Raw genomic sequence first — 20,749 nt, forward strand, 5'->3', positions numbered from 1 at the left:
GGCGGTCGATGCGGGTAGCGCCGCGCCTCGTCGTTCACGAGCTTCTGATGGGTGATGGAGTGGCCGCGCAAAGCTGCTTGCTGCCGGGGCACGGGTCTCCCGCTTCGGAAGTTATTTCTTGTAAGGACGCGGGCCCGGCATGGCGCAAATGGCGCGAAAGCCCCGGCCTGGCGCTTACGGGGCGCTATTCAGCCACGCGGATATGACGTGTCCGTGACGTCTTTTGAAAGGAGTTGATTACGGCGTATTACGCGCGGGAAGGTCGGCCGGGGCAGGCGAGCGGGGGGACGAAGACTCGGGCGCAGACCCGGCGGAGGCCGGCGGAAGCGGTTGCGCGCTCAACCAGAACGCGCGCGCGAGCAGGGCGCGGCGCACGGGCACATCGAAAAAACGCTCGACGCACCACGCAAGCAGCACCACGCCGGGCAGCAGCGCGAGCGCCGTGACGCCGAGCGGATGCGGCAGCCACCGTTGGCGCGTCATGAGGTCCTGCAGGAGGAACGCAAACGGCACGTGCAGCACATAGATGCCGTAGGAGACAAAGCCCGCGAACGCGAACCACGGCGCGCAGCGCGCGGAAGGTTCGATGCGCGAGGCGGCCCACACCACGGCGGGCAGCGCCACGAGCACGAGCGCGAGATTGGTGGCGGCTTGCCATGCGCGCGGCACCGGCGCGACGAGCAAGCCAATGGCGAGCGCGACCACGGCGAACGCGGCGGCGTCGCTGGTCGTGCCGCTCGGGGCATCACCGCCGTGCCATCGATACAACAGCAAACCCGCGGGAAACGCGTAGCCCACGCGCGCAAAGCCGAGATGGAAGGTGGGCCAGAGCGCGCCGCCGTCGATCCCGCTCGTGAATGCGGCCACCGTGAGTGCAAATGCACAGATCGCCATGATCGCGAGCAGCACGCGCGTGCCCAGATAGCGATGCCACACGCCGTAACTCACGCTGGCGAGCAGTTCGAAAAACAGCGACCACGCGGGAAAATCGAGCGGATAAAAGTAGTGCTGCACGCCGGGCCACGGATACAGCGTGCGCATCGCGGCGGGAAACGGCAGCATCAACACGCCCGTGGGCAGCGCGGAAGCGATCAGCGGCCAGTCGGACACGGGCAGGCGCATGGCCAGCGCGAGCGTGCCGAGCACGAGGCCCGCGAGATAGAGCGGGTAGAGGCGAATGAGCCGCAGCGTGGCGTATTGCACGCGATCCAGCGCGCCGCTGCGAAGTTTGCGATCGTAAGCACTGCCGATCACAAAGCCGCTCATGGCGAAGAACAGGTCGACGGCGAGATAGCCGTGCGTCGTGCGGTGCAACTGGAACAGATACGGAAAGTGCACGAGCACGACGACCAGCGCGGCGGCACCGCGCAGGCCATCCAGCGTTGCATATCTCGGCGGCGAACCAGGCTGGCGCATGATGCCCTTTCGCGAGAGCGGCGAAACGAATCAACGAATCGCCTTGGGGGGGTGACCTCGATTGGGTCGCCCCTCGGGTCACACTTTTTTCTCACGAAATTTTGCAGCGCGCCATCGCGTTCGGGCTCAGGTCTGGAGATTGTCCGAATCGACCTGGGGCGATGGGCTCATCGAGCGTTGGCCGCGCGCAATGTCTTCAAACCATGCGCTTTTAGCCGGATTTTCAGCCGCGCTTCCAGCCATATTCGATGAAGGTGCGGCAGAGCAGCTCCATGCCTTTCGCGTCTTCGGCGTCGAAGCGCGCGAGGTGCGGGCTGTCCACGTCCCACACGCCGATCAGCTCGCCTTCCGGCGTCACGAGCGGCACGACGATCTCCGACTGCGACGCCGAATCGCAGGCGATATGGCCGGGGAATGCATGCACGTCGGGCACGACCTGGGTCTGCCGCGTGGCCGCCGCCGTGCCGCACACGCCCTTGCCGAGCGCGATGCGCACGCAGGCAGGCTTGCCCTGGAACGGGCCCACGACGAGTTCGGTGCCGTCGAACGAATAGAAACCGGCCCAGTTGAGGCCGTCGAGCGAGTGGAATACGAGCGAAGCGAAGTTCGCGGCGTTCGCGATGACGTCGGATTCGCCTTCGATGAGCGAGCGCGCCTGCGCGGCGAGCGTTTCGTAGCGGGCGGTCTTGTCGGCGGGCAAAGAGTCGGAAAGCGAGAACATATGTCGGTCGATCGAAGTAGGGCGCGCTCGCCCGCACGGTGTTCACCGTGCGACTGCCAGCGCGCGCAAGGACAAACCCCGATTTTATCAACTCGTGCGGCGGCCTGTGCGCGGGCGGCAACGCCGCGTGCTCAGACCGCGCTGGCCGCGTCGGTGGCCCGTTGCGTAACCACCGTGTTGCGGCCGGCGGCCTTGGCCTTGTAGAGCGCTTCGTCGGCGGCCTTGATGATCTTCGCGACATCGACATCGACATCGACATCGACATCGACATCGACATCGACATCGACATCGACATCAAGATCGCTACCCGCATCGGACCCGGGTGTCCAGCTTGCGCAACCGATGCTCGCGGTCACGCGTCCGTATTCGCTGCCCGCGTGCTCGATCCCGAGCGCGGTGATGGCCGCGCGCAGTTTTTCGGCGATGGCGCGCGCGCCTTCGGCGGGCGTGTCGGGCAAGACCACGACGAATTCCTCGCCGCCGTAACGCGACGCGGTGTCGGCCGGGCGCCGGATGCTTTCGCCGATACAGCGTGCCACCGCCGCGAGCGCGTCGTCGCCGGCCTGATGGCCGTACTGGTCGTTGTAGGCCTTGAAGCGGTCGATATCGACGAACAGCAGCGAAAACCCGCTGCCCGCGCGTTTCGCGCGCCGCGATTCGGCTGCGAGAATTTCGCCGAACGTGCGCCGGTTGGCGAGGCCCGTCAGGCTGTCCGTGCGCGCGAGCAGTTGCAGTTCCGACTCCGCGCGCACGCGCCTGCGCAACTGCGAGCCCAGCATGAACGACAACGCGACGAAGCCGAGCGCGAACACGCCCATGAGCGAGCCGATCGTGAGCGCGCGGCGGTGCCACGCGGCGTAAATGTCCTGCGGCGCTTCGGCAACCATGATGACGAGCGGCACGTGAGGAAAGCGCCGGTACGTGTAGAGCCGGCGCACGCCGTCGACAGGCGAGCGCGCCGTAAAGCTGCCTTCGCTGCCCGGCTCGAAATGGCGGAACGTGGGCGCCTTCGAGTAATTGCGGCCGATCAGTTTCGGGTCGTAGGGCTGGCGCATGACGAGCGTGCCGCTGGCCGAGAGCAGCGAGATCGCGCCGTTGGTGCCGAGCGACAGGCCGCTGAACAGATCGTGGAAATAGTCGAGATTGATGGCGATCATCACGATGCCCGCGAACGTACCGTCCGGGTGCGTGAGGCGCCGGCTCAGCGCGATGCTCGGCGTGCCGTTGCGCAGGCGCGAGCGGAACGGCTCGCTCACGTAGAGCCCGGCGTCGTGGTCGCGCTGCACCGTGAAGTAGTCGCGATCGGCGAAGTTGGCGTGACGCGGCGTGTCGTGCGCCGAATCGATGACGATATTGCCGGCCTCGTCGAGCACGAGCATCGAGCCCAGAAAGTTCGCCGTGGCCGCGCGGTCGAACAGCAATTGCGAGCGCAGATGCGGCGGCAGCGCCATCACGTCGTCGTGTTTGAGTCCTTCCACCACGGCTTCGAGCGAGAGCGCATAGAGCTCGAAGTTGCGCTCGATATCGCGTTCGGCAATGAGCGCGACGTTGCGCGACGTGTCGCGCGCGCGGTCCAGCGCGTCGTGCCGGCTTTGCAGCAACACGGTCGCCAGCAGCGCGACCATCACGAACGCGAGCAGCAGGCCGCCGAAGAAAATGCCGTTGGGGCCCGTGAGTCGTCGGGCCCAAACGCGCGCGTGTTTCGCGAATGCGGCCATCATCCGGACCAGGGTTTGGTCGAGGCATCCAGCGCGGCGCGGCTTTCTTCGAGCCACGCCAGGGCGTTGGGCGCCTCCACCGGGCGCGAGAACCAGTAGCCCTGCACCTCGTCGCAACCGTTTTCCACGAGGAAGTCGAGCTGGCGGCGCGTTTCCACGCCTTCGGCCACCACGTGCATGCCGAGCGTCTGGCCGAGCGCGAGCACGGCCTTCACGATCACTTCGTCGGCATGCGAGCGGCCGATGCCCTTCACGAACGACATATCGAGCTTCAGCCGGTCCGCCATGAAGCTGCGCACGTAGCCGAGACTCGAATAGCCGGAGCCGAAATCGTCGATGGCGATCGACAGCCCCATTTCGCGCAATGCCCGCAGCGTTGCGAGCGAGCGCGGCGCCATCAGCACGCCTTCGGTGATCTCGAGTTCGATGTTGCGCGGGCTCACGCCGGTGCGCTCGAGCACGGCAGCGATCATGCGCGGCAGATCGGAACGCACGAACTGCACGGGCGAGACGTTCACCGAGACGACGATGTCGGGATACCGGCTCGCCCACGCCCGGGTCTGGCGGCACGCGGTCTCGAACACGAATTCGCCGATTGGCACGATCAGCCCGTTTTCTTCCGCGAGCGGAATGAACACGGCGGGACTGACCGGCCCGCGCTCGGCGTCGTTCCAGCGTACCAGCGCCTCGAAACCCGCGGCCTCGCCCGTGCGCGGATTCACGCGGGGCTGGTACGCGAGCGTGAACGCGCGTTGCGTCACGGCGCGGCGCAGCGCGTGCATGAGGCTCGTGCGCGCGCTGTTTTCCGTGGCGAGATGCTGGTCGAAGACCTGCATGCTGTCCGGTCCGATCGCCTTCGCGCGGTACATCGCCGAATCGGCATATTTGAGCAGCACGTCCGGGTCGCGCGAGTGGTCGGGGAACACGGCCACGCCCACGCTCGCCTGGGTGGCCACGACCTTGTTGCCGATCAGGAAGCCGTGCGTGAGCGACTCTTTCATCGCGGCGGCTGCGGCCACGAAACTGTCGAGGTCGCCGCGCCCGTAGAGCACGGCCACGAACTCGTCGCCCGCGTAACGCGCGACCACTTCGCCCTGCGCGATATGGGCCGAGAGACGGCGCGCGACTTCGCACAGCACCTCGTCGCCGGCCGTGTGGCCGAGCGAGTCGTTGATCTCCTTGAAGTTGTCGAGATCGAAGAAGGCGAGCGCCATTTTCTGGTGCTCCCGCGTCGCGAGTTGCGTCATGGCGTGCAGGCGCGCCGTGAGACCGAGGCGATTGGGCAGGTGCGTGAGCGCGTCTTCGTTGGCCTGGCTGCGCAACTGCTCCTGGTAGCGAATGCGCTCGGAGACGTCGCTGAACACGGTCACGCAATGCGTGGGCCGCTGCTGGTCGTCGAGCACGGGCGCCACGTGCAACGCGATCCAGTACGGCGTGCCGTCGGGCTTGACGCTTTGCAACAGGCCGCTGCCCTCGTTGGCGGATTGCATGGCTGTCCGGATCGCCAGCGCTTCGTGTGACAGCGGGTCCGTGCCGAGCATGGTCCAGTGCTCCGCGCCGGTCGCTTCCCGCACGGAATGCCCGGTGATGCGCTCGAATGCGCCGTTCGCATAGGTGATGACGTCTTCGCCCGCGATGCGCCGCGAGATCACGACCGCGTTGTTGGTGGCTTCGAGCGCGCGGCTGCGTACCCGCAGCGTGTCCTTCGCCTCTTCGTGTGCGGTCACGTCGTGCGCGGTGATGAAGCAGGCCTCGCGGTCCGCATAGTCGAGCAGATGCCAGGCGACGTCGACATAAATGATGGAACCGTCCGCGCGCTTGTGACGGCGCACGCCGCCCGAACCGCCGCGATTGCCGGAGTCGATATAGCGCCGCAGGTCGCGGCGGAACGCTTCGACGTCGGCGAGTGGACGCAGTTCGTCCACCGACATCGCGCGTAATTGCTGCAGCGTGGCGTCGTATTGACGCTGCGCGGCGGCGTTGGCGGTGAGGATCGCGAGGTCGTTCACGTCGAAAATGAGCATCGCAATGGGATGCTGCTCGAAATATTCGCGAAAGCGCCGCTCCGCTTCGAGCGCGACGATCCGGGAGGCACTGCGCGAAAGCGCCGCGCGATGGCTCGTGAATACCGCGAAGATGAGCAGCAGCGCGCCGGCCGTGGCCGCGGCGATCAGCGACAACTTCTGCCGAGCGAGCTGCGATTGCGAACTCATTTGCATCGCGCGGATCTGATCGCGTTCCTGGCTGCGCAACGCGGTGAGCAAAGTCATGATCGAGCTGAGCGTGTCGTTCGCGTGTTGCAGCAGCGCCGGTTCGAGCTTCGCGCCCGCGTCGGCGAGGGCGATATTGCGGGCGGCGGCGTCGAGCTGTTCGGGCCAGACGGCGCTCAACGCGCGCAACTGGCGCAGCGTACGCGTAATGCGCGCGCCGCCCCGCGCGTCGCGTTCGAGGCGGTCGTAGATGCCGGCGACCGTCGCCGCCCGCTTGATGGGCCATGCACGCGAGGTATAGCCGGCCGTACCGACGCCTTTGAGAAAGTCGGTGTTGGCCGCCATGTGCAGCGTGAGCAGCGTTTCGAGTTCGGCCGTGACGCCCAGCGCGCTTTGCAGTTCGCGATCCTGCGCGCCGCGCGTGAGCGCCGCGGTAATGGCCGCGCTCACGGAAAGGCACAACACCAGCACCACGGCCAGCGTAATGACGGGGGATCGGCCAGCGAAGCGGCGCGCCTTCCACGCCCTCGTTGCTCTCAGATTATGGTTTTCTGCTACGTTCATTGCCGCGAAAACAGAATGCGCCACACCGTCCGCGACACACACTCGGAAGCGGAACCGGCATACGGGTTACTTGCGGCGGCGCGTCGCATTGATCAGCACGCGACGTACCAGGACGTTCCCGAATCCAGCGCGCATGACTTTTGGCGCGGCCCGGGTTCTTCTGCTGAATAACGGGCTAATCGTGCACGGCTTGAGTCGGTGTAAATACCTGGCGAGTCAACCTGATAAGTGGTGTTCAGAAAGAGGGATCGGTCATTCGTGCATCGCGCCGGTCGTTATTGCCGATTTTTTTCGCGCCGCATCAATCTCCGTTTATTCTCCAAACTGTCATAGCGCGCAGATTACTCTCGCAGCGTGCCGGCTAACATAGGGAGCAAGCATGCCGACGAAATGCATCGCGTTTTCGAATAACGACGTCATTCTGATTGCCTGGACCTTTGCGGGGAAACTCAAGAACTGCGTGGGCTGCGATATCCGGCGTATTCCGGCAGAAAAGGCCGACGTGCGCAGCAGCGAACCGCAAGGCGAATCGCTGCCCGCCATGGCTGGTTTTCCCGGCGACCCGAATACCGGCAAGAGCGGCCGAACCACCGCGCAGGCGCCGATCCAGAAATTGTTCTGGAAAGATTTGTCGGTCACTTATTTGAAGTCGCCCGGTCCGTATATCTACCAGATCATTCCGCTCAAGGGCGAATTCGATAAACAGGGTGTGCCCACGCTCACGCCGTATCCCAACGTGAAGCCGCTCTTCTCGAATCCCGTCTCACTCAACGCGAATCACGGCCCGAAAAACGCCGAAGCCGATTTACAGGCCTGGTTCAATCGCGGCATTCTCGCGACCCAGGCGCTCACGCACGAAGTCCCCACGAGCAAAACCACGGGTGCGCCGGACAAGGGCGCTTTGCTCAAGCGCATTGCCGACCCGAAAGACAGCCTGCGCGAATCGCTGGCGAGCGATCTGATCACGGTCTTGCCCTCGCTGCTGGAGGAAGCGAAACAGGAGGGCGGCGACTGCTATGCGGCGCTTTACGAGTTGAATGACAAGGAACTCGAATCGCATCTCATCGGCAACAAGCAATTGCATTTGATTCTCTCGAATACCTACGACAGCGAGAGTCACGATCCCGATAAGGAAAATGCGCCCGCGCGCAAGGCATTGCATGCTTCGGGCGTGGATATGCTCGACCGCATTTTTCCGGACAGCAGCCATATCGGCCATAACAAATTCATGCTGTATCTGGACGCCAAAGGCAAACCTGCCGCGGTGCTCACGGGCTCGACCAACTGGACTTCCACGGGCCTCTGCGCGCAAACCAATAACAGTCTCGTGGTGCGCTCGCCGAGCGTGGCGCAGGCGTATTCGGACTACTGGGATCGCATCAAGGCGGACACGGACCAGGCCAGCGGCGACGGGCATTCGTTGCAGGGCAAGACGTTTCGCACCGCCAACCACACCCCGGTAAGCGTGAAAGTGCCGGGCGCCGCGAAGGGCACGGCGTGGTTCTCGCCGAACACGCCGCAAAAGAACAAGCCGAAAAACGCGAAAGACCTGCCGCCCGCGGATATGGCCGATATCAACGCGCGCATCATGGCGGCGAAACATGCTGTGCTGTTTCTTTGCTTCGACCCGGGTAACCCGAGCATCATCGAGTCGGCGGCGCAGGCGCTGGTCGCGAGGCCCACGTTGTTCGTGCGCGGCGCGCTCACCAATGTGGAACGCGCGGGCAACTTCGTGATCGACCTGCACGACAATCAGCGCGAACCCGACGATCCCGCCCAGGTCATTCCCGCAAAGGCTGTCAACGACACCTTCGGCGTCTGGGAAAAGGAACTGCTCAACGCGGGGCATGCTGTCATCCACGACAAGATCGTGGTGATCGACCCGTTCGATCCGAAGCGTTGCACCGTGATCGTGGGCAGTCACAACCTCGGCTACAAGGCGTCGTACACGAACGACGAGAACCTGCTCGTGATCGAAGGCAACACGAGTCTCGCGCAGGCCTACACGGTGCATGTGCTCGACGTGTACGACCATTACCGCTGGCGCTATCTGCTCGCCGAATACGGCAACAAGGACAGCTGGCACGGCCTCAATCCCGACGACAGCTGGCAGAACCGTTATTTCCCGGGCAAGAATAAAAAACCCGATGCGGAACTGAGTTTCTGGCTATCGGCGGCAAGCGTCATGCGCTGAGGCTCGCGCTTCCCGCGGTTTTAGCCGGCTCCGCCCTTGATTTCCACGGAGCCGGTGCAGTCGATCAACGCCGTGTAGTTCGGCGAGCCCGCCGGTTGATCCGGAGTCCGAAACGGCACGACCCAGTTCCGATCGTTGCCGTCCCAATGCGCGCCGCTCTGCAAGGTGAACGACTTGCTTTGGAAGGCTGCGCCTCGTTCGCCGTCTATCTTGCCCTTGAGGGCGGTTTGTTGCCATTGCACCGTGTTGCTTTCGCAGATGCCGGCGTCCGCGGGCTTGCGGGCCCACGGCTTCATTTCCGCGAGCACGAACGTGAGGATGATGAACCCCGCGCAGATCACGGCGGAGAGGGTAACGGTCTTGCGAGGGCGTCGGGCGGCTTCCTGCATGGCGGCTCCTGTTTCAAAAACGTTCGCAAAGGTTTCCGCAAGCGCGGTGCCCGCGTCGTTCACAAAAGCCGGCGCCTTTAATCGGCCGCCTGCCGTTCCATTGCGTCATCGCACGTTCGGCCACGCAGGAAAATGATTCGGGGCAGAATGGACGGCATTAACCAGCGTGCCGGAAAAAACCTGAAAAAAATCGGGCGCGGCTTTTGCGTGAAGGGCGTCGAAATCCTGCAAGTCCGTCTTGTCAGATCAATCGGTCGAGTCAATTTGCGCAGTCCATGCGCGCCATGAGGAGGGGAAAATGAACCAGCAACGCAAGTGGTTTGCCGTCGCGGCCGCCGTTTCCGTCATGATGCTGGCCGAACCGGCGTTCGCGCAGAATGCGCCTGCGGATACGTCCGGCACCGCGGCCAGCGCGAGCACCGCGAAACCGACCAAGGCGCAGCGCAAGCAGGCGCGCAAGGAAGCACGGGCTCGCAAGAATGCCGAATTGAGCAAGCTGGAAAAGAACGGCTACAACCCGGCTACGTCCAATGATTCCACGTATCCGCAAGACATTCAGAATGCGGAGAAAAAGGCGAATGCGGCGCCGGGTGCGAACCAGTAATGCGCAGACGAGTGCGCTGAGAGAAGCCCGGCGTCCGCGTCTGACGATGCGGCGCCGGGGTTCTTCTTCGACAACACCCCCGTTTTCATTTCACGCGATCGACCTGATCTGCGCGACGTGAAATCAAACCTGTGAGTTTTCGGGCGACGCGCTTCGCTTGCGCCCACAGCAGCTTTATCTCCACGCAGCGCCCACGCAGACCGAGTACGATCACGCGCGTTTCATGCCGCGTTTGCCGATTGCTCCAGCGGGCCTTGTAGTCGCCATGCAGCGGCCGGAAGTCGAAGTCGAGTTGATGCTCTTGCGCCCAGCGAGCAACGAATTCCACCAGTAAGTTTCCCGGCGAATGCGTGCTGAACGCTTCATCGTAGGTGGTAATGAAATATTCGACCTGCTGCGCGCCCACGAGATTGATCGAAGCGGCCACCGGCTTCCCATCGACTTTGACACAGGCAACCAGTGGCGTGCAAGCGAGGTCGACACGCGCTGCGAGCGCGAGAAAGAAATCACGCACGTCGTCTTGCAGCAAATACGGTGTGTCGATGGCGCGTTTCTGCGCCCACTCGCGCTTATTGGCGAATAGCCATGTGAGTACGTTTTGCGTGTCTTCGACATTCGTGCACCAGCTGCAACTCACTGCGCCGGTTTTGGCGAGCCGTCTCGCGCTGTAGCGCAGCGCCGAGCGAAAGGCGGCCGGGCGCGTGGCGAGAAAATCATCGAACAAGACATACGCGCGCAAGCCGATTGCATAGCCGGGCATGACGCGCGCACGCTCGGGCAGCCAGCGCGGCGCCCAGGCGCGAGGTGCGGCGTCCAGTGCGTAGGACAGCGCGCTGCCGTGTTCGAGCATGGGTACGTCGAGCACGTCGGCATGGATACGGCGTATCGCGCCCACGGCCGCGGCGTAAAGGTCCGCGCGGCGGGTGTCCTTAATGAGCGGGCCGCCGTATTCCTCGCCGCTGCCGCAACTCAAATGGCGTGCCGTGCGCAGCACGCCTTCACGCGCGATCGACACGGGCCACATCACCACGAGTTCGTGCGCGTCGTAGACGCAGGCGACTTCGAGGGTCGCGCCGTTCGCGAAGGCGCGCGCCGCCGCGAGCGCGGCATAGTCGAAACCCGTGAATGGCGAGCGGGCGTCGGGCGCGGCCACCAGCGCGAGCCACTGTGCTTCGAGCGCGCGAAACGCGTCGAGCGACTCGCAACGTCGCACCTCGCTGCGCAACGAGGTCGAAGACGCGTCCAGCGCGTCGGGCGTGAGGACGGGCGTGGCCACGGTCAGTCGAGCGCCGCGCTCATGCGGTCTTTGACCGTGATGCGCCGCTCGCGGTCCGCGAAGACGTCGGGGCGCGCGTGGCCGCGGCTCTGCCAGACCACGACGCTTTCCTCGAGTTCGGGACCGTAGCCCACTTCGCGATGATCGTAGGCGAACACGCCGGCGAACCAGCGACGCAACAGCGGCGAGCCGTCGAAGACCTCGCCGCACACCGGATTGTCGTAGACCACGAACAGATGCTGGATTGCGCCGCTCGCCAGTCCGGCTTCGAGCTTATGCCGGAGCGCGGTCATGAGTTCGGCGCCGAACGGGTTGAACAGAAACACGACGAGGTTGCCCGAGGGCAGCGTGAGATCGCTAACGTTTGCGGCGATCGCCCGAATAGGCGGCCGGTACGGAAAACGCTGAGCGATTCGCGCGGCGTTGCGATTGGCGGTGCGCACGAGGTCGGCGCTGATGTCGTAGCCGAGCGCGAGTGCGAACGCGTATTCGGAGGCGACGATCATCGGCCGTCCTTTGCCGCAACCGATGTCGATGAACGTATAGCCTGTGACGTTGCCGAGCGTGTCCAGCGCGCGCCGGATGATGGTGGGTTGCGAGCCCATGTACGGGCGCAACTGACCGACGAGCCGCGCGTCGCGCAGCGTGGGCGCGTCGACGAGACCGCTCGTGTCGGTGCCGTATTCGACGTCGATGGGATGGCGGCGCAGGCAACCCGAATACACCGCGCGCAACAGCGGGATGCGTGTGCAGACGCGCCGGATGCGTGGGGCGAACATCGCGCGCTGCACGCCGTCGGGCAATCTCGCGACGACGTTCAATAACGTTCGTTTGAGCACGGGCCGCCATGTCGCGAGCGTCGTGCCCGTGGTGCCGCCAGTGGTCCCGTCCGTCGTCGTTCGCATGACTTTGTCCGCCCGAGAAAGAGGCCAGTGAATGGGGCAACTGCGTTGGGTGAATTCAAGGTTCGCGCGATAGCATCGCGCGTCGCTCCAGTGTGGTGCCGCCAAAGGCCGGTTGAATTACGACAAAACGAAAGGGAAATATGCGCGCGAGATTTTTGTTCTCGTAACACCGCTTTGAGCGCGCATTTTTGACAGGGCGCTAATCAAAACTAATGGTATGGGCGGTGTGAATCGCCTGGCCGACACGGGCCGCTTTCGCCAGCTTCTAGGCCGATTCCGCCACGCCCGGCGTCGCGCGATTGATCTTCATGGCGAACTAGCCCATATTCGAAAAGTCCTGCTTCGTCCCTTTCTGAACTGCCGCACTCTCCATGTTCGACGAATCCGGCCGAGATGACGCGGCCCCCGAGCAATGCCGTTATTGCGGCGCCCGCATGAAGGCGCCGCTGATCTTTTGTCCGCAATGCGGCGCGAATCTGCTCGTCAAGCCTTCGAGCGAAGCCGAGGCCCTGCTGTTTCCCGACGCGCTCGCCGATCCCCCCGCGCGAGGCAGTCTTTCCGGGCGTCTGCTGAACGCCATGCCGTGGCGGAGGACCCGCGCGCGCATGGGGGAAACCGGCATGCCTTTCGACTATGCGCCGCGCGACGAACCTATGGCGCCGCCGCTTTCGCGCCGCGCAGTGGGTGCGTGGAGCGGCGTGGCGATCATCGGCGTGATGATCGGTGCGTACGCAATGTTTCATCGCAGCCCCACGAGGCCCGCGCAGGGAGCCCAGATCGCCGAGGGCGCGGTGCTGAGACCGCAGGGCGCATCGGCCGCGCTGGCGGCGATTCCGCCCACGGTGCTGCGGTCTCGCACGCCTGCGCTGCCGCGGTTACCCGCGGCGCCGGTCGCGCCGCTTGCTCCCGTCGACGACGCGAAAGAGCAGGCGCAAGAGGCATCGTTTGGACAACGTAACACGCCAGCACCGAAGCCGAACGGCTACGCGAACTCCGCGGTGACGCGCGATCTCGCGATGGCGCGCGCGGCGCTCGATCGGCATAGTCTCTGGCCTGCGCGCAAAGCCGTATTGAGCGCGCTTGCCGTGCAACCCAACAATCCCGACGCGCAGCAGCTTCGCGCCGAACTCGCCGCGCGCGAACAGGAGCGCGATGCGTTGATCGGCGACGCGCGCCAGTGCGCGCATGCGCGGCAGTGGACCTGCGTGCGCCGCAATGCGGGGCGCGCCGCGAGCGTGGACATCTCGAGCCGTGAAGCGAAGCGCCTGCTTGCGCGGGCTTCGGGAGAACCGGCGCGGCCGGCCAATCCGCTGGACGTGGTGGTGGGCTGGATCGAGCGGCACGCGCCGCCTTCGCGCGTGCAGAGCGGCGATCGCTACAACAACGACAACTCGCCGTATCAGCATTGACAACGCGCGCACGGCGCGCTGCCCGCCACGATAACAATACTTAGGGTAGCGAAATAGTCAGATTCGCCGATTGCGGGCCGAGCTTGATCAGCTGCGTATACGGCGCGAGCGTATGGATCGTATTGTCGCGCAGCCAGGTGCTCAGGCCGAGCCACGTGAGCACGCCCACGAGCGCGAACACCGCACCGATGGTCCAGAGCGGCACCTCGCGCTTGAGGCGGTGCGCGACCTGATCGGGCAACGGCCAATGCGGTGCAAACGGCGCGCGCTTGCCTTTCATGTGCGCGATTTCGTCGCCGAGACGCGCGGTCAGATACGCGAGCTTTTCCGGCCCTTCGAGCATGTACTTGCCCTGGAAACCGAGCAGCAGGCACATGTGGAAGACCTCGAGCGATTGCAGGCGTGCGGCGCCTTGCGCGCGGCAGTCTTCGAGATGCGTGAAGAACTTCTCGCCCGCGAGCTGCTCGCCGAACAGAGTGAGTTGCAGCGGGCGGCGCTCCCATTCGGTGCGGATGCGGAATGTCGATGCCAGCACGGATTCGTCCACGGCCGCGCAGAACGCGAACTTCGCGGCATACACGTCTTCGGCCGGTACGTTGAGCTTTTTCGCGCCGCGTTCGAAGTCTCCCAGGAACTGCTGCACGCGCGAGCTGAATTCCGCGGCTTCACCGGGTTCGCGGCCGTTCTTCAAGAGAAACAGCATGAAGAAGCCGTCGTACAGCAGGTCGAGCAGCGAACGAACCTGATACGCGGGGTCGGCGTGACTCGTGGGCGGCGGCGTGACCGAAGGCGCGGCGCTGCCGAAAAGGGAAGGAGCGTTGCTCATGACGTCACCGCAATGAGTTCGAGTTTGAGATCGTTGATGCCCGAGGGCGTGTAGACCATGGCCGACTGCGACTGCACCATGCGCTCATAGAGCGCGCCGCGCGATTCGAACGAGAAGTAGCAGGCGCCGGGCCGCACGGGAATCGCGGGCGGCACCTGCGGCGTGTAGACGAGGCGCACGCCCGGCATGGCCGAGAGCACGAGCTTGTCGACGTCGTCGGGGGCGCCCACCTTGAAGCGCGCGGGCACCGCGTCGACGAGGTCGACTGCGGGCATGTCCGCCGAGACGGCGAGATAGAACGTGGTCTTGTCGTCGATCTTGCCGGAGTCGAGCCTGCCGATATGGAACGACGGTCGCACCTCTTCCAGCGCGATCGCGAAGTACTGCGTGGAGATCACGGTTTCGAGCAGGTCGCGCAGGATCTGGTCGAGCCGCGCGAAGCCGGGGCCCGGATCGTCGTGACGATACGCGGGCAAGTCGGCGAGCGTATAGCCCTTCGAGAACGTCATGAGCTGACCCGCGAGACGCAGCAGTTCATGAAAGAGCCGCTCGGGATGCAGCGCCGAATGCTGATACAGATGCGCGAGCGTGGCGAACGCGCCGCTCGCGGTGTGCAGCAGCCAGAACGATGCGATATCGCCCGAGCGGAACTCGATGATGTTCTTCGTGGGCTCGCGATGAAAACCGTAGAGCGCGTTGACCTTGGCCTGTAGCGCGTCGATCAGGCGGCGCAGCCGTTGATGCAGCAGCGGCGATGCCTCGATCGCGAGACTCGGCGCGACGAAACTTTCGTCCACTTCGAAACCCGAGGTGGCCGTGCGGCGCACGCGCACCACGGGCACGGCGAGCAACTGGTCGCGCGGTTCGGTGTGCGCGATCAGTTTCACGTTGGTCTTGAGGAACGTGACGTCGGCCTGCGCGGCATCGGTGTAGTGATCGGCCACGCTCGCCTGTTCGCTCACGTAGCGCGCCACGAAACCCGTGTTGCGGTCGGCTGCGTAGTTCGTGCCGGTCTCGCGCACGGGATGCAGCGCGAGATAGAAGGTGAATTCGTTGATGCCTTCGGGCAGCGTGTCGAGCGCGACGGGCGGCGGCAGGTCGTCGGCCTGCGGCGCGCTGTAGAGCGTGCCGTCCGGGAACACGAGCGACAGCTCGCTCAGGTGCAGCAGATTGCTGCCGAGCGCGTCGTGATCGGTGCGAATGCTGCGCACGCCCCAGTTATACGGCTGAATGGCCTGAATCGATTCGAACAGGCGCGCTTCGTGATAGGCGTCCTGCCGCTGGAAGTGCTGAGGCCTCAGGAAAAGGCCTTCTCCCCAAAGCACTTTCGATGAATAACTCATGACAAATACGCTATAAGTGTGATTCGGGCTGCGCCGCTCGCGCGCAAGCGGCGCCCGCTAATCGTTGAATAATTCGCCTGCGCGCCATTCGCGCCATTCATCCCGGCTTCTTATACGCTTCTCGCTGCGCTTTTGATCTCCGACTCAACCGCAACTCACGGAAGACAGCAGATTCAGCGATTGCGCCGGTAAGCCCTGTTCAGTGGGGATCACCGTGCCGCTCGTGACGGTCATTGCGCAATTGTGGAGGCCGACCATTATGCCGGATTTCTCCGATTTCGTCGGATCGAAGGCGAACTTCCAACGCTGCATGGCCGGATCGCGGAATAGCGCGACAATTCCGAATGCCTGCGCTTCGTGTGAAACTTTTTCCGTAGCGTTATATCTTTGCCCCGGAATCAGCGTGATCTCGCGTACGTTGAGCAGGTCCGCGCCCAATGCGCTTTTCTCTTTCGCCGGGTCGGTGAAGGTGTCGAAGGGCGCCTGCTGGAACGAAGTGGGGTCCTTCAGCACGTAGAGCCGCACGACCAGCGCAAGCGGCTTGTTGTCGTTGGCCGCGTTGAGGTTTTTCGCCGCAAATAGTGTCACACCCACGTTGCGCGGGGGTTTCTGGGCGTCGGGCACGTCGGGCTTGCCGATGCCCGCGAGTTGCAACGCCGCCGAAGCGGCGCTACCGAGCGCCGGCACCGCGGCCGCGCAACCCGCGAGCGCGGCGCTCGCCATTAACGTCAATGCGATTTGAATAAGGCGCGCGTTCATTTATTCGCACCGTGCCGCAAAGGCCGGGTTTTTGTTGATGTCGCGCGCGGAATGCCGCGAATGCGCGGTGCATTGCATGGTATTGCCCCCGTGATGCCAACCCGATTATATGAGCGGAAAAAATTTCCTCTTCAATTCTTATTTGATTCGATTGAACGGGAAATAATTTCCTTATTGACTGCCGATGCGCCGTAAACCCGCTTCAAAGATTTATTTAGAGTACGCATCTTGTAATGATAAGTTGAATTATCGAAATTTGGCCTGTACTATACCCGCGCACTGGAGCTAAAGCAAAAAACTCCGGGCCCTTCCTTCGAATTAAAAATTACACGCTGGTGAAAGAACGATGATAAACAGGTTCATTTCCAGGCTTTCCGGGGTGGTGCTGGCATGCAGCGTCGTCGCGGGCTGTGCTACGCAGGACAAAAACCTCGCCGCGTCGCCAGACACGTACAACAAGGCATTAGCCGACGCCGACGCCGCCTACAAGGCGGGCGATCAGGACAAGGCCATCGCGCTCTATCAGAAGCTGGCCGAGAGCGATCCCACGCGTGAAGAACCGTGGTCGCGCATCGCGCAGATCCAGTTCCAGCAACAGCATTACGGTCAGGCCATCGTCGCGGCGCAGGAAGCGCTGCAGCGCGATCAAAGCGATCGTTCGGCGAAGAGCGTGCTCGCCGTCGCCGGCTTGCGCGTCGCCACCGAATCGCTTGGCGAACTGCGTCAGGACGCCTCGCTGCAAGGCGACGCGAAGTCCGACGCGCAAGCGCTCGCGAAGCAGTTGCGCGACACGCTAGGCGAAGACTCTTTGTTCCCGCCCGAGCAGGCTGAAAAGCCCGTGCTGAAGAAGCGCCGCATCGTGCGCCATGTCGCGAAGCCCGCGCCGAAGGCCGCCGAAGCCGCTGCCGCGGCACCTGCTGCTCCGGCGGCGCCCGCTGCACCGGCCGCGCCTGCAGCGCCTGCCAAAGCCGCGCAAAGCGGCGGCGCATCCGATCCGTTCAGCGCACTGCGCTGACCCGCAAGCGGCGCGCGTCGATCACGGCGCGCGCCGCTTCGCGATTCGCAGCGATTCGCTCATTCATAACCGGTCGCGACCGGAACAGGGGAGCCCTCGATGGCCAAGAAAGAAAGTATCCAGAAGCGCTTGCAGAAAGTGCGGCCGCCGCGCGTGCAATTGACCTATGAGGTCGAACGCGGCGATGCGATCGAGGTAAAGGAACTGCCGTTCGTGGTCGGCGTGATGGGCGATCTCGCGGGGCAATCGGAAGTGGAGCAGCCGCGTCTGCGCGACCGCAAGTTCGTCAGCATCGACCGCGACAACTTCGATGACGTGATGAAGGGCATCGAGCCGCGCGCCGCCTTCCAGGTGGAAAACCGCCTGAGCGAAGCGGGCGGCAAGTTCGCCGTGGACCTGCGCTTTCATTCGATGGCCGACTTCAATCCCGACGAAGTGGTCGCGCAGATCGAACCGCTGCGCCGCTTGCTCGAAGCCCGCTCGAAGCTCGCCGACCTGCGCAACAAGCTCGCCGGCAACGACAAGCTCGAAGACCTGTTGAGCGAAGTGCTCGCGAACACGCAGCAATTGCAGGCGCTGGCCGGCACTGGCGATGCGGCCGAGCCGCAGGCGGGCGACGCCAGCGACCCGGCGAAAGACGGCGAATAAGGCTTCGGAGACCGATATGAACCAGCAGACTGGCGCGGCACGCGCCGTGGCCGTGGAAGACGTGCAAACCGCGCCTTCGTTGCTCGACGACATCGTCGAGAAGAGCAAGGTTGCGAAATCGGAATCGGAACATGCCCGTGCGAAGGACCTGATCGGCGAACTCGTGAATCAGGTGCTCGAAGGCACCGTGGTCGTGTCGAACAATCTTTCCGCGACCATCGACGCGCGCGTGGCCGAACTCGATCAGCTGATTTCCGCACAGTTGAGCGCCGTGATGCACGCGCCGGAATTCCAGCGCCTGGAAGGCACGTGGCGCGGGCTCGAATATCTGTGCAAGGAAAGCAACACGGGTTCGACCATCAAGATCAAGGCGCTCCATGCGCCCAAGCGCGATATCGTGCGCGACTTCAAGACGGCAGTGGAATTCGACCAGAGCGCGCTCTTCAAGAAAGTGTACGAAGAGGAATTCGGCACGTTCGGCGGCGCGCCGTTCGGCACGTTGATCGGCGACTACGAGATCACGCGTCAACCCGAAGACATGTATTTCATCGAGCAGATGTCGCATGTCGCGGCGGCGGCGCACGCGCCGTTCATCGCCTCCGCTTCGCCGGAATTGCTCGGCCTCGAATCGTTCGCCGATCTCGGTCGTCCGCGCGATCTCGGCAAGGTGTTCGACACGGTCGAATACGCGAAGTGGAAGTCGTTTCGCGACGCCGAAGACTCGCGCTACGTGGGTCTCACGCTGCCGCGCTTCCTCGGCCGCCTGCCGTTCAACCCGAAGGATGGCGCCACGGCGGAAGGTTTCAATTTCGTGGAAGACGTGGACGGCACCGACCACAGCAAGTATCTCTGGTGTAACGCGGCATGGGCATTCGCCGCGCGCCTCACGGCGGCCTTCGACGACTTCGGCTGGTGCGCGGCCATTCGCGGCGTGGAAGGCGGCGGTCTGGTGGAAGACCTGCCTACCCACACGTTCAAGACCGACGACGGCGAAGTCGCGCTCAAGTGCCCGACCGAAATCGCCATCACGGACCGCCGCGAAAAAGAATTGAGCGACCTCGGCTTCATTCCGCTCGTGCATTGCAAGAACTCCGACTATGCGGCGTTCTTCGCGGCGCAGTCGGTGCAAAAGCCGAAGAAGTACAACACCGACAGCGCGAATGCGAACGCCGTGCTTTCCGCCCAGCTTCAGTACATTTTTTCGGTCTCGCGCGTCGCGCATTACCTCAAGGCGATGATGCGCGACAAGATCGGCAGCTTCGCTTCGGCGCAGAACGTGGAAGTGTTCCTGAACCGCTGGATTTCGCAGTACGTGCTGCTCGACGACAACGCGACCCAGGAGCAGAAAGCGCAATTCCCGTTGCGCGAAGCGTCGATCCAGGTTGCGGAAGTGCCGGGCCGGCCGGGCGTGTACCGTTCCGTCGCGTTCCTGCGGCCGCATTTCCAGCTCGACGAGTTGTCGATTTCGCTGCGCCTCGTGGCCGAACTGCCGAAGCCGGCGAACTCGTAATCACGTAAGCGGGCATCGACCCGCGATCGTCGTGAAATCAGCAGTCCGAAGCGGGCCGAGCCGCCCGCGAACGGACCGCTCCGATCTATGTGCGAGTCAAGATGGGCTCGCATATACCGTGCAAACCACCACTCTGGGGAGTCGAGGCATCATGAAGGACATTTATCTAAAGTTCGGTAATCCCGCGATCAAGGGCGAGTCGCAAGACAAGGACCACGCGGGCTGGATCGAAATCGATACGTGGAATCACTCGATCCTGCAACCGCGCTCCGCCACGGCCTCGACGGCCGGCGGTCACACGGCCGAGCGTTGCGAGCACGCCGACATGCGCTTCACGAAGGATATCGACGTCGTGAGCCCGCTGCTCTATCAACACGCTTCGGGCGGCACGACGTTCGACGAAGTCACGATCGACTTCATGCGTTCGGACGGCGAAGGCAACCGTATCAAGTACCTCGAAATCAAGCTCAAGTACGTGATCATTTCGAGCATCACGCCGGAAGTTGTGGGCGAAGGTTTGCCGAACGAGCAGTTCTCGCTCAAGTACGCGGCCGTGCAATGGAAGTACACGCAGCAAAAGATTGGCGGCAACCAGGGCGGCAACGCGCAGGGCGCGTGGAGCCTCACGAAGAACGACAAGACGTACGCCGTCTAAACACTGCGCCTGCGCAGGACCGGAGCGCGAGGCGGCGAGTGCCGCTTCGCCTTGCATCAGCGACTGTTTGACCTGTACCGATGAAGCGTTTCGAACCGGGTTTGCTCGACAAGCTGTTCGACGACGACCCGCACTCGCCGGCACCGGCGGCCGTGCGGCAATTGTCGATCGACGAACTCAAGGCCACGGTCGCGCGCGACCTGGAGTCGATCCTCAATACGCGCATCGCGTTCACCGAACACGAACTGGCGGCGTTGCCCGAATGCCGCCAGTCGATACTCACTTACGGGCTCAACGACTTCGCGGGCCTGAGTCTCGCGAGTCATTACGATCGCGCGTTCATCTGCAGGTCAATCCAGCAGGCGATCGAGCGCCACGAACCGCGGCTGCAGCGCGTGAGCGTGACGCTGGAACTGAACGAAGCGTCCACGAGCGCGTTGTACTTCGCGATCCAGGCGCTGCTGGTGGTGCACCCGGCCGAGGAGCCGGTCAATTTCGACGCGATGCTGCAACCATCCACGCTGCAGTATTCCGTCACGCGGGCGCGCGCGAAGTCATAAAGCGCCACGCGCATAGCGTTATTGGGG

At 63.8% G+C, this 20,749-nt stretch carries 18 protein-coding genes; 8 read left to right on the forward strand and 10 right to left on the reverse strand.

Annotation, left to right across the window (positions count from 1 at the left end):
- Positions 1–237 precede the first annotated feature (237 nt).
- The 4 genes from FAZ98_RS32070 to FAZ98_RS32085 form a co-directional block, all read right to left on the reverse strand.
- Complete coding sequence (locus tag FAZ98_RS32070; RefSeq protein ID WP_158957742.1) at positions 238–1,416, reverse strand: acyltransferase family protein; 1,179 nt, start codon at positions 1,414–1,416, stop codon at positions 238–240.
- 223 nt (positions 1,417–1,639) lie between these two features.
- On the reverse strand, positions 1,640–2,137 hold the full coding sequence (locus FAZ98_RS32075; protein ID WP_158957744.1) for a GAF domain-containing protein: 498 nt from the start codon (positions 2,135–2,137) through the stop codon (positions 1,640–1,642).
- A gap of 131 nt (positions 2,138–2,268) precedes the next feature.
- Positions 2,269–3,858, reverse strand: coding sequence for a sensor domain-containing diguanylate cyclase (locus tag FAZ98_RS32080; RefSeq protein WP_233272959.1), 1,590 nt, complete (start codon positions 3,856–3,858; stop codon positions 2,269–2,271).
- Positions 3,855–6,629 (reverse strand): putative bifunctional diguanylate cyclase/phosphodiesterase, encoded by a 2,775-nt coding sequence (locus tag FAZ98_RS32085; protein ID WP_158957746.1) that lies wholly within the window; start codon positions 6,627–6,629, stop codon positions 3,855–3,857. The genes FAZ98_RS32080 and FAZ98_RS32085 overlap by 4 nt, the downstream gene beginning before the upstream one ends.
- Before the next feature lie 379 nt (positions 6,630–7,008).
- Here FAZ98_RS32085 and FAZ98_RS32090 point away from each other — a divergent pair, with 379 nt between their 5' ends.
- Positions 7,009–8,823, forward strand: a complete 1,815-nt coding sequence (locus tag FAZ98_RS32090) for a phospholipase D-like domain-containing protein (RefSeq protein WP_158957748.1) — start codon at positions 7,009–7,011, stop codon at positions 8,821–8,823.
- 20 nt (positions 8,824–8,843) lie between these two features.
- Here FAZ98_RS32090 and FAZ98_RS32095 read toward each other — a convergent pair whose 3' ends face one another.
- Positions 8,844–9,275 (reverse strand): hypothetical protein, encoded by a 432-nt coding sequence (locus FAZ98_RS32095; protein ID WP_158957749.1) that lies wholly within the window; start codon positions 9,273–9,275, stop codon positions 8,844–8,846.
- Positions 9,276–9,510: 235 nt separating this feature from the next.
- On the opposite strand from FAZ98_RS32095, the gene FAZ98_RS32100 reads away from it, so the two are divergent.
- Positions 9,511–9,816 carry a DUF4148 domain-containing protein gene (locus FAZ98_RS32100; protein ID WP_158957751.1) on the forward strand — a complete coding sequence of 102 codons (306 nt, stop codon included), beginning with the start codon at positions 9,511–9,513 and terminating at the stop codon, positions 9,814–9,816.
- Positions 9,817–9,901: 85 nt separating this feature from the next.
- Here the strand turns inward: FAZ98_RS32100 and FAZ98_RS32105 are convergent, their stop codons facing one another.
- The gene (locus tag FAZ98_RS32105) at positions 9,902–11,092 is read right to left on the reverse strand and encodes a GNAT family N-acetyltransferase (RefSeq protein WP_158957753.1); all 1,191 of its coding nucleotides are present in this window, start codon (positions 11,090–11,092) and stop codon (positions 9,902–9,904) included.
- Positions 11,093–11,094: 2 nt separating this feature from the next.
- Positions 11,095–11,997 carry a class I SAM-dependent methyltransferase gene (locus FAZ98_RS32110; RefSeq protein WP_158957755.1) on the reverse strand — a complete coding sequence of 301 codons (903 nt, stop codon included), beginning with the start codon at positions 11,995–11,997 and terminating at the stop codon, positions 11,095–11,097.
- Positions 11,998–12,431: 434 nt separating this feature from the next.
- On the opposite strand from FAZ98_RS32110, the gene FAZ98_RS32115 reads away from it, so the two are divergent.
- Positions 12,432–13,406 carry a hypothetical protein gene (locus tag FAZ98_RS32115; protein ID WP_158957756.1) on the forward strand — a complete coding sequence of 325 codons (975 nt, stop codon included), beginning with the start codon at positions 12,432–12,434 and terminating at the stop codon, positions 13,404–13,406.
- Between the two features lie 40 nt (positions 13,407–13,446).
- Here the strand turns inward: FAZ98_RS32115 and icmH are convergent, their stop codons facing one another.
- The 3 genes from icmH to tssJ all read right to left on the reverse strand — a co-directional run bounded on the left by icmH (position 13,447) and on the right by tssJ (position 16,334).
- Positions 13,447–14,232: a type IVB secretion system protein IcmH/DotU gene (gene icmH, locus FAZ98_RS32120; RefSeq protein WP_158957758.1), complete on the reverse strand. Its 786-nt coding sequence runs from the start codon at positions 14,230–14,232 to the stop codon at positions 13,447–13,449.
- Positions 14,229–15,575 (reverse strand): type VI secretion system baseplate subunit TssK, encoded by a 1,347-nt coding sequence (gene tssK, locus FAZ98_RS32125; protein ID WP_158957760.1) that lies wholly within the window; start codon positions 15,573–15,575, stop codon positions 14,229–14,231. The genes icmH and tssK overlap by 4 nt, the downstream gene beginning before the upstream one ends.
- 144 nt (positions 15,576–15,719) lie before the next feature.
- Positions 15,720–16,334, reverse strand: a complete 615-nt coding sequence (gene tssJ / locus FAZ98_RS32130; protein ID WP_158957762.1) for a type VI secretion system lipoprotein TssJ — start codon at positions 16,332–16,334, stop codon at positions 15,720–15,722.
- A 346-nt stretch (positions 16,335–16,680) separates the two neighbouring features.
- Here tssJ and FAZ98_RS32135 point away from each other — a divergent pair, with 346 nt between their 5' ends.
- From FAZ98_RS32135 to tssE, 5 genes are all read left to right on the forward strand, one after another.
- A complete protein-coding gene (locus tag FAZ98_RS32135; protein ID WP_158957764.1) occupies positions 16,681–17,349 on the forward strand; it encodes a tetratricopeptide repeat protein in 669 nt (222 codons plus the stop codon).
- Positions 17,350–17,448: 99 nt separating this feature from the next.
- Entirely contained in the window at positions 17,449–17,997 is a 549-nt protein-coding gene (tssB, locus tag FAZ98_RS32140) for a type VI secretion system contractile sheath small subunit (RefSeq protein ID WP_158957766.1), read from the forward strand.
- 16 nt (positions 17,998–18,013) lie between these two features.
- On the forward strand, positions 18,014–19,507 hold the full coding sequence (gene tssC, locus FAZ98_RS32145; RefSeq protein ID WP_158957768.1) for a type VI secretion system contractile sheath large subunit: 1,494 nt from the start codon (positions 18,014–18,016) through the stop codon (positions 19,505–19,507).
- Between the two features lie 151 nt (positions 19,508–19,658).
- Positions 19,659–20,162, forward strand: coding sequence for an Hcp family type VI secretion system effector (locus tag FAZ98_RS32150; protein WP_158957770.1), 504 nt, complete (start codon positions 19,659–19,661; stop codon positions 20,160–20,162).
- A gap of 80 nt (positions 20,163–20,242) precedes the next feature.
- Positions 20,243–20,722 (forward strand): type VI secretion system baseplate subunit TssE, encoded by a 480-nt coding sequence (gene tssE / locus FAZ98_RS32155; RefSeq protein WP_158957772.1) that lies wholly within the window; start codon positions 20,243–20,245, stop codon positions 20,720–20,722.
- Positions 20,723–20,749: the final 27 nt, after the last annotated feature.

Source organism: Paraburkholderia acidisoli (assembly GCF_009789675.1).
Lineage (GTDB): Bacteria > Pseudomonadota > Gammaproteobacteria > Burkholderiales > Burkholderiaceae > Paraburkholderia > Paraburkholderia acidisoli.

Bases quoted from the DNA above. Each gene is read 5' to 3' on its own strand.
- FAZ98_RS32070 (WP_158957742.1), bottom strand. From the start codon at position 1,416: ATGCGCCAGCCTGGTTCGCCGCCGAGATATGCAACGCTGGATGGCCTG.
- FAZ98_RS32075 (WP_158957744.1), bottom strand. From the start codon at position 2,137: ATGTTCTCGCTTTCCGACTCTTTGCCCGCCGACAAGACCGCCCGCTAC.
- FAZ98_RS32080 (WP_233272959.1), bottom strand. From the start codon at position 3,858: ATGATGGCCGCATTCGCGAAACACGCGCGCGTTTGGGCCCGACGACTC.
- FAZ98_RS32085 (WP_158957746.1), bottom strand. From the start codon at position 6,629: ATGAACGTAGCAGAAAACCATAATCTGAGAGCAACGAGGGCGTGGAAG.
- FAZ98_RS32090 (WP_158957748.1), top strand. From the start codon at position 7,009: ATGCCGACGAAATGCATCGCGTTTTCGAATAACGACGTCATTCTGATT.
- FAZ98_RS32100 (WP_158957751.1), top strand. From the start codon at position 9,511: ATGAACCAGCAACGCAAGTGGTTTGCCGTCGCGGCCGCCGTTTCCGTC.
- FAZ98_RS32110 (WP_158957755.1), bottom strand. From the start codon at position 11,997: ATGCGAACGACGACGGACGGGACCACTGGCGGCACCACGGGCACGACG.
- FAZ98_RS32115 (WP_158957756.1), top strand. From the start codon at position 12,432: ATGAAGGCGCCGCTGATCTTTTGTCCGCAATGCGGCGCGAATCTGCTC.
- icmH (WP_158957758.1), bottom strand. From the start codon at position 14,232: ATGAGCAACGCTCCTTCCCTTTTCGGCAGCGCCGCGCCTTCGGTCACG.
- tssK (WP_158957760.1), bottom strand. From the start codon at position 15,575: ATGAGTTATTCATCGAAAGTGCTTTGGGGAGAAGGCCTTTTCCTGAGG.
- tssJ (WP_158957762.1), bottom strand. From the start codon at position 16,334: ATGAACGCGCGCCTTATTCAAATCGCATTGACGTTAATGGCGAGCGCC.
- FAZ98_RS32135 (WP_158957764.1), top strand. From the start codon at position 16,681: ATGATAAACAGGTTCATTTCCAGGCTTTCCGGGGTGGTGCTGGCATGC.
- tssB (WP_158957766.1), top strand. From the start codon at position 17,449: ATGGCCAAGAAAGAAAGTATCCAGAAGCGCTTGCAGAAAGTGCGGCCG.
- tssC (WP_158957768.1), top strand. From the start codon at position 18,014: ATGAACCAGCAGACTGGCGCGGCACGCGCCGTGGCCGTGGAAGACGTG.
- FAZ98_RS32150 (WP_158957770.1), top strand. From the start codon at position 19,659: ATGAAGGACATTTATCTAAAGTTCGGTAATCCCGCGATCAAGGGCGAG.
- tssE (WP_158957772.1), top strand. From the start codon at position 20,243: ATGAAGCGTTTCGAACCGGGTTTGCTCGACAAGCTGTTCGACGACGAC.